The 6434-nt window shown below is 67.1% G+C and carries 4 protein-coding genes and 1 pseudogene; all 5 read left to right on the forward strand.

Annotated elements, in window-relative coordinates:
- A pseudogene (locus tag JYJ84_RS25300) lies at positions 1-209 on the forward strand (DNA polymerase Y family protein); the annotation flags it as partial.
- A 6-nt stretch (positions 210-215) separates the two neighbouring features.
- Positions 216-3422: an error-prone DNA polymerase gene (locus JYJ84_RS25305; RefSeq protein WP_175221617.1), complete on the forward strand. Its 3207-nt coding sequence runs from the start codon at positions 216-218 to the stop codon at positions 3420-3422.
- 318 nt (positions 3423-3740) lie between these two features.
- Entirely contained in the window at positions 3741-4475 is a 735-nt protein-coding gene (locus JYJ84_RS25310; RefSeq protein ID WP_122946318.1) for a GntR family transcriptional regulator, read from the forward strand.
- Positions 4476-4573: 98 nt separating this feature from the next.
- Positions 4574-5677 (forward strand): N-acetylglucosamine-6-phosphate deacetylase, encoded by a 1104-nt coding sequence (gene nagA, locus JYJ84_RS25315; RefSeq protein WP_041492962.1) that lies wholly within the window; start codon positions 4574-4576, stop codon positions 5675-5677.
- Positions 5670-6434: SIS domain-containing protein (locus JYJ84_RS25320; protein WP_205189583.1), on the forward strand; the 765-nt coding region annotated here is incomplete at its 3' end. The genes nagA and JYJ84_RS25320, both read left to right, overlap by 8 nt.

Raw genomic sequence — 6434 nt, forward strand, 5'->3', positions numbered from 1 at the left:
TGATGCGCGGGGAGCGGCCGGTATTTCATACGCCGCTGAGGATGATGTCGTCGGTGGAGCGGATCGAGGCCGGGTGGTTCGACGGTCAGCTCGCGGCACGCGATTACTGCGTCGCGCAGGACGAGGCCGGTGCGTGCTACTGGGTGTTCAAGGAGCGGGCGGGGAGCGAGGCCGAGCCGCGCTGGTTCCTGCACGGCCTGTTCGGGTGAGCGGCGATGGTTGCGGAATTCAGCTGGCTGCCCGATTACGCGGAGTTGTTCTGCCGTTCGAACTTTTCGTTCCTGCATGGCGCGTCGCATGCGGAAGAACTGGTCGAGCGTGCGTTCGAGCTCGGCTATCGCGGGATCGCGATCACCGACGAATGCTCGCTCGCCGGCGCACCGCGCATGCATGTCGCGGCGAAGGCGAAAGGGCTGCCGCTCGTCATCGGTTCGTATTTCGAAGTCACGCCGGATGAAGTCGCGCCCGGCCACGATCCGGGCCCCGGCGCGTTCGGGCTCGTGTTGCTTGCGCAGAATCGTGAAGGCTACGGCAACCTGTCCGAGCTGATTTCGTGGCGGCGGATGGCGTCACCGAAGGGCACTTACAAGCTGACGTCGCGGATGCTGTCGGCGCCGCCCGCCGAGTTTGCGCATTTGCGCGGCCTGCCTGACTGCTTCGCGATTCTCGTGCCGACGTATCCGGTGCGTGCTGATGTCCTCGATGCGCAGGTCGCGTGGTTTCGCACGACCTTCGGCGAACGTGCACGGCTCGGGCTCGTGCAATTGCAGCGCGCGCTGGACGGGGCGCAGCGCGAGGAGATTCGTGCTGCGGCTGAGCGGCGTGGCGTGCGCATCGTCGCGCTCGGCGACGTGACGATGCACCGGCGCTCGTGCAAGGAACTGCAGGACGTGATGACGGCGATTCGCGTCGGGATGCCGGTCTCCGAATGCGGGTATGCGCTTGCGCCGAATGCGGAACAGCATTTGCGCGCGCGGAACCGGATCGGGAATCTGTATTCGCCGGCGGAGATCGAGGAGACCTGCATGATTCTCGATACGTGCGATTTCAAGCTGGACTCGCTGCGCTACGAGTATCCCGACGAGATCGTGCCGAAGGGGCTCACGCCGACGAGCTATCTGGAGCAGGAAACCATGGCCGGGGCGGCCATACGCTATCCGCAAGGTGTGCCGGAGAAGGTGTCGAAGCAGATCCGGTATGAACTCGGCCTGATCGCACAACTGAGCTACGAGCCGTTCTTCCTGACCGTCTACGACATCGTCAAATACGCGCGCAGCCAGAACATCCTGTGCCAGGGTCGCGGCTCGGCGGCGAACTCGGTCGTCTGCTTCTGTCTCGGCATCACCGAGGTGAATCCCGAGCAGAGCACGATGCTGTTCGAACGCTTCATCAGCGTGGAGCGAGGCGAGCCGCCCGACATCGATGTCGACTTCGAGCATCAGCGTCGGGAAGAAGTGATCCAGCATATCTACGAAAAATACGGGCACAACCGCGCCGCACTCGCCGCCGCCGTATCGACCTATCGCCCGCGTGGCGTGCTGCGCGAAACCGGCAAGGCGCTCGGCGTCGATCCGATGCTGGTCGATCGCGTCGCGAAAGCGCATCGCTGGTTCGATGGCAGCCGCGACCTGCTGCAGCAATTCTCGACGATCGGGCTCGATCCCGAGACGCCGCTCATCCTGGCGTGGGCCCGGCTCGCCGCGCGGCTGCTGAACTTCCCGCGCCATCTGTCGCAGCACTCGGGCGGTTTCGTGATCAGCCGCGGCAAGCTCACGCGGCTCGTGCCGGTCGAGAACGCGGCGATGGACGGGCGGCGCGTGATCCAGTGGGACAAGGACGATCTCGAAGCGCTCGGGCTGATGAAGGTCGACGTGCTCGCGCTCGGCATGCTGTCGGCGCTGCATCGCGCATTCGACATGCGTACCGCGTGGCGCGGGCCGCCGGAGCCGGATGGTGAGCCGTTCACGCTGAAGCACATTCCGCAGGATGACAAGGCGACCTACGACATGATCTGTCGTGCCGATACGGTCGGCGTGTTCCAGATCGAATCGCGCGCGCAGATGTCGATGTTGCCGCGCCTGCGCCCGCGGACTTACTACGATCTGGTGATCGAGGTTGCGATCGTGCGGCCGGGGCCGATCCAGGGCGGGGCCGTGCACCCCTATCTGAAGCGGCGCCAGGGCATCGAAAAGGTCAGTTATCCGAAGGAGGACTTGAAGCCGGCACTCGAACGTACGTACGGCGTGCCGATCTTCCAGGAACAGGTGATGCAGATCGCGATGATCGCGGCAGGCTTCACGCCTGGCGAGGCTGATGAACTGCGCCGCGCGATGGCCGCGTGGAAGCGCAAGGGCAATCTCGAGCAATATCACCGCAAGATCGTCGACGGGATGCGCGAGCGCGACTATCCACCCGACTTCGCCGAACAGATCTTCGAGCAGATCAAGGGCTTCGGCGATTACGGTTTCCCCGAAAGCCACGCAGCCAGCTTCGCGAAACTCGCGTACGCCAGCAGCTGGCTCAAATGCCACGAACCGGCGATCTTCCTCGCCGCGCTGCTGAACAGCCAGCCGATGGGTTTCTACCCGCCGTCGCAACTCGTGCAGGACGCGAAGCGCCACGGCGTGCAGGTGCTGCCGATCGACGTGACGCAAAGCAACTGGGAAGCATCGCTCGAAGCGCTGCCCGACCAGCCGCCTCCTGATGGCCAGCCGGCCGTGCGGCTCGGCCTGTCGCTCGTGCGCGGTCTCGGCGAAGCCGCGGCGCGCCGCATCGAAGCCGCACGCACGGCGGCCGGCCCCTTCGACAACGTCGATACCCTCGCGCGCCGCGCTCAACTCGAACGCCGCGATCTCGAAGCGCTCGCCGCCGCGAACGCGCTTGCAACGCTCGCCGGCCATCGTCGCGATGCGTTGTGGCAAGCGGTTGCAGCAGCCCCCGAACGCGACCTGCTCGCGACCGCGCCGATCGACGAACCCGAGAGGCCCGCGCTCGGCGCGCCGTCGGAAGCCGACGATATCCTCGCCGACTATCACACCACCGGCCTCACGCTGAACCGCCACCCGGTCGCGCTGCTGCGCCCCGAGCTGCGCGCGCGGCGGCTGTCGTCCGCGGCCGAACTGCACGACCGCCCCGACGGCCGGCTCGCGCGTGCGTGCGGGCTCGTGACCGCGCGGCAGATGCCGGGCACCGCGAAAGGCGTGATGTTCATGACGCTCGAGGACGAAACGGGCTGCGTGAACCTGATCGTCCGGCCCGAGTTGCTCGCGCGGCAGCGCCGCGAAACCCTCGATTCGCGTTTGCTCGCCGCGTCCGGTGTGTGGCAGGTCGCGAGCGACGTGCGGCACCTCGTCGTGCAGCACTTCGAGGATCTGACGCCGCTGCTCGGCGGCCTGCGCACGTCGAGCCGCGAATTCCACTGACGCATCGTTGCGGGGGCGGCGCGCCTGCCGCCATCCGTGCATACCAGTCGGCTCAACTGGTTCTATTCAGGTCTCATATTCGCGCCCAAAATCTGGCCTGACCGCGCACTGGAACTGTCCCCTTGCATACCAATCCGGGTAAATCCCTATCCTGTACTTCGTTGTAAACAAAGGGTTTGTGGGTACTAAAACGCTTGCCGGGCAAGGCTTCCAGCGATTTCGGCACCGCTAATACCAGTTCGTTGACTGGTATTATTGTGGTTATATAATGCCCTCACTTTCGACGGCCTGCGGTCGTCGTCCGACACCCGGAGGCACATGGAAACCGGCTGGTCCGAACTGGCGCCCGATCCCCTCAGCGACACGCCGCTTTATCTGCAGCTCGCCCGCAACCTGGCGAGCGCGATTCACGCCGGCGCGTGGCGGGCCGGCGAGGCGCTGCCGTCGGAGCGGCTGCTGTCGATGTCGGTCGGCGTGTCGCGGATCACGGCCCGTCGCGCACTCGCACTGCTGGTCGAGCAGGGGCTGATCAAGCGGGCGCGCGGGGCGGGCAGCTTCATCACGCCGCGCGTTGCCGATCCGCTGTCGCGTCTCGTCGGCTTCACCGCGAAGATGCAGCAGCGTGGCTTCGTGCCCGATTCGGTGTGGCTGTCGCGCACGCTGCGCGCCGCCAACCGCGACGAGATCACGCGTCTCGGCCTCGCGCCCGGCGCGACGGTGGCGCGGCTCGAACGGCTGCGCCGCGCGGACGGCATCGTGATGGCCGTCGAGCACTCGACGCTGCCGGCCGCGGTGGTGCCCGATCCGCAGGTGCTCGGCGCGTCGCTGTACGAATACCTCGAAGCGCGCGGGATGACGGTCGTGCGCGCGCTGCAGCACTTTCGCGCGGCGAATGCGACCCACGCGATCGCGAAATGGATGGCAGTGAAGCCGGGCTCGGCGCTGCTGGTGATCACGCGGATCGGCTATGGTGCCGACCAGCGCGCGATCGAAGTGAGTGAAACGTATTGCCGCGACGACTACTACGACTTCGTCGCCGAACTGAAACGCTGACGCGCGAGACTGCCCGCGCGCGGCAAGCGTGAAGTAACGACACGAATTTGCAAATCACGACGCGGATGCCCGCGTCACCAGATCATCAAGAGAACGTCATGCTGACTGGAAACATCCTTACCCCCGACGGCTGGATTCACGGTTCGCTCGATAGCGAGAACGGCCGCATTACGACCCTCGACGGCAAGCCCGTCGATCCCGCGAAGAACGACGCGCCTTACATCCTGCCCGGCTTCATCGACCTGCACGTGCACGGCGGTGGCGGTGCCGACGTGATGGAAGGCGGCGACGCGATCGAGACGATCGCCCGTACGCACGCGCAATTCGGCACGACGAGCCTGCTCGCGACGACGATGACCGCGCCGCGCGACGAACTGATGAAAGTCGTCGGCAACCTCGGCAGCGTCGCGCGCACCCGCACGCCGGGTGGCGCGCGCGTGCTCGGCGTGCACCTCGAAGGCCCGTACATCAACCCCGGCAAGCTCGGCGCGCAGCCCGACGCGGCCGTGTCGGCCGTGCTCGACGAAGTGCTGAAGTACCTGTCGATCGCGCCGATCCGGGTCGTCACGCTCGCGCCGGAAATCGCCGGCCACATCGAGATCATCGGCGAGATGGCCGCGCGCGGCGTGCGCGTGCAGCTCGGCCATTCGCTCGCGACCTACGACGACGCGGTGGCGGCGCTCAAGCACGGCGCGTGCGGATTCACGCACCTGTTCAACGCGATGTCGCCGCTGCATCACCGCAACCCGGGCCTGGTGGGCGCGGCGCTTGCGCATGCCGAATACGCGGAAATCATTCCCGACCTGCTGCACGTGCACCCGGGCGCGATTCGTGCTGCGCTGCGTGCGATCCCGCGCCTGTACGTCGTGACCGACAGCACGTCCGCCACCGGCATGCCCGACGGCGAATACCGGCTCGGCAGCCAGCACGTGACGAAGTGCCTCGGCGGCGTGCGCCTCGCCGACGGCACGCTCGCCGGCAGCACGCTGACGATGGACCAGGCGCTGCGCAACCTCGTGTCGCTCGGCCTGCCGATCGCCGACGTGTCGAACCGGATGTCGCGCTATGCGGCCGACTACCTCGGCGTCACCGATCGCGGCCGCCTCGAGCGCGGCGCATGGGCCGACCTCGCGGTGTTCGACCGCGACCTGAACCTCACCGCGACCTACGTCGAAGGAGAATCGATTGTCGAATATGCTTAAGGAAGCGCGCGAGTCCGCCCAGGTCGTCGCCGCGCAGATCGCCGACACCTCGCGCGTCGAAGCGCTTGCCGGTCAATTGCTCGATCACCCGCCGGCCGTCGCGCTGACGGTCGCGCGCGGCAGCTCGGATCACGCCGCGAGCTATTTCGCGAGCCTGACGATGAGCCGCCTAGGCGTGCCGGTCGCGTCGCTGCCGATGTCGGTCGCCACGCTGCAGCAGGCACCGCTGAAGGTGCAGGACCAGCTCGCGATCGCCTTCTCCCAGTCGGGCAAGAGCCCCGATCTCGTCAACACGATGGCCGCGCTGCGCGAAGCCGGCGCGCGCACCGTCGCCGCCGTGAACGTGCTGCCGTCGCCGCTCGCCGACGCGTGCGAGCACCAGTTGCCGTTGCTCGCCGGCCCCGAACTGTCGGTGGCCGCGACGAAGAGCTATATCGCGATGCTGTCGCTGTCCGCGCAGATCGTCGCGTACTGGCAGCGCGACGCCGAGCTGACGACCGCGCTGTGCGGTCTGCCCGACGTACTCGCGCAAGCCGGCCAGCTCGACTGGTCGCCGGCCGTAGCCGCGCTGGCGGGTGTCGAGCGGATGATCGTGATCGGCCGCGGGCTGGGCCTCGCGATCGCGCAGGAAGCCGCGCTGAAGCTGAAGGAAACGTCCGGCATCCAGGCCGAGGCGTTCTCGAGCGCCGAAGTCCGTCACGGCCCGATGGAGCTGATCGACCGCGACTATCCGCTGCTCGTGTTCGCCCCGCCGGGG

This window comes from Burkholderia sp. LMG 13014, assembly GCF_905232215.1.
Lineage (GTDB): Bacteria > Pseudomonadota > Gammaproteobacteria > Burkholderiales > Burkholderiaceae > Burkholderia.

What these genes read in the sequence shown, in the direction of transcription:
- JYJ84_RS25305 (WP_175221617.1), top strand. Translation starts at nt 216, where the DNA reads ATGGTTGCGGAATTCAGCTGGCTGCCCGATTACGCGGAGTTGTTCTGC.
- JYJ84_RS25310 (WP_122946318.1), top strand. Translation starts at nt 3,741, where the DNA reads ATGGAAACCGGCTGGTCCGAACTGGCGCCCGATCCCCTCAGCGACACG.
- nagA (WP_041492962.1), top strand. Translation starts at nt 4,574, where the DNA reads ATGCTGACTGGAAACATCCTTACCCCCGACGGCTGGATTCACGGTTCG.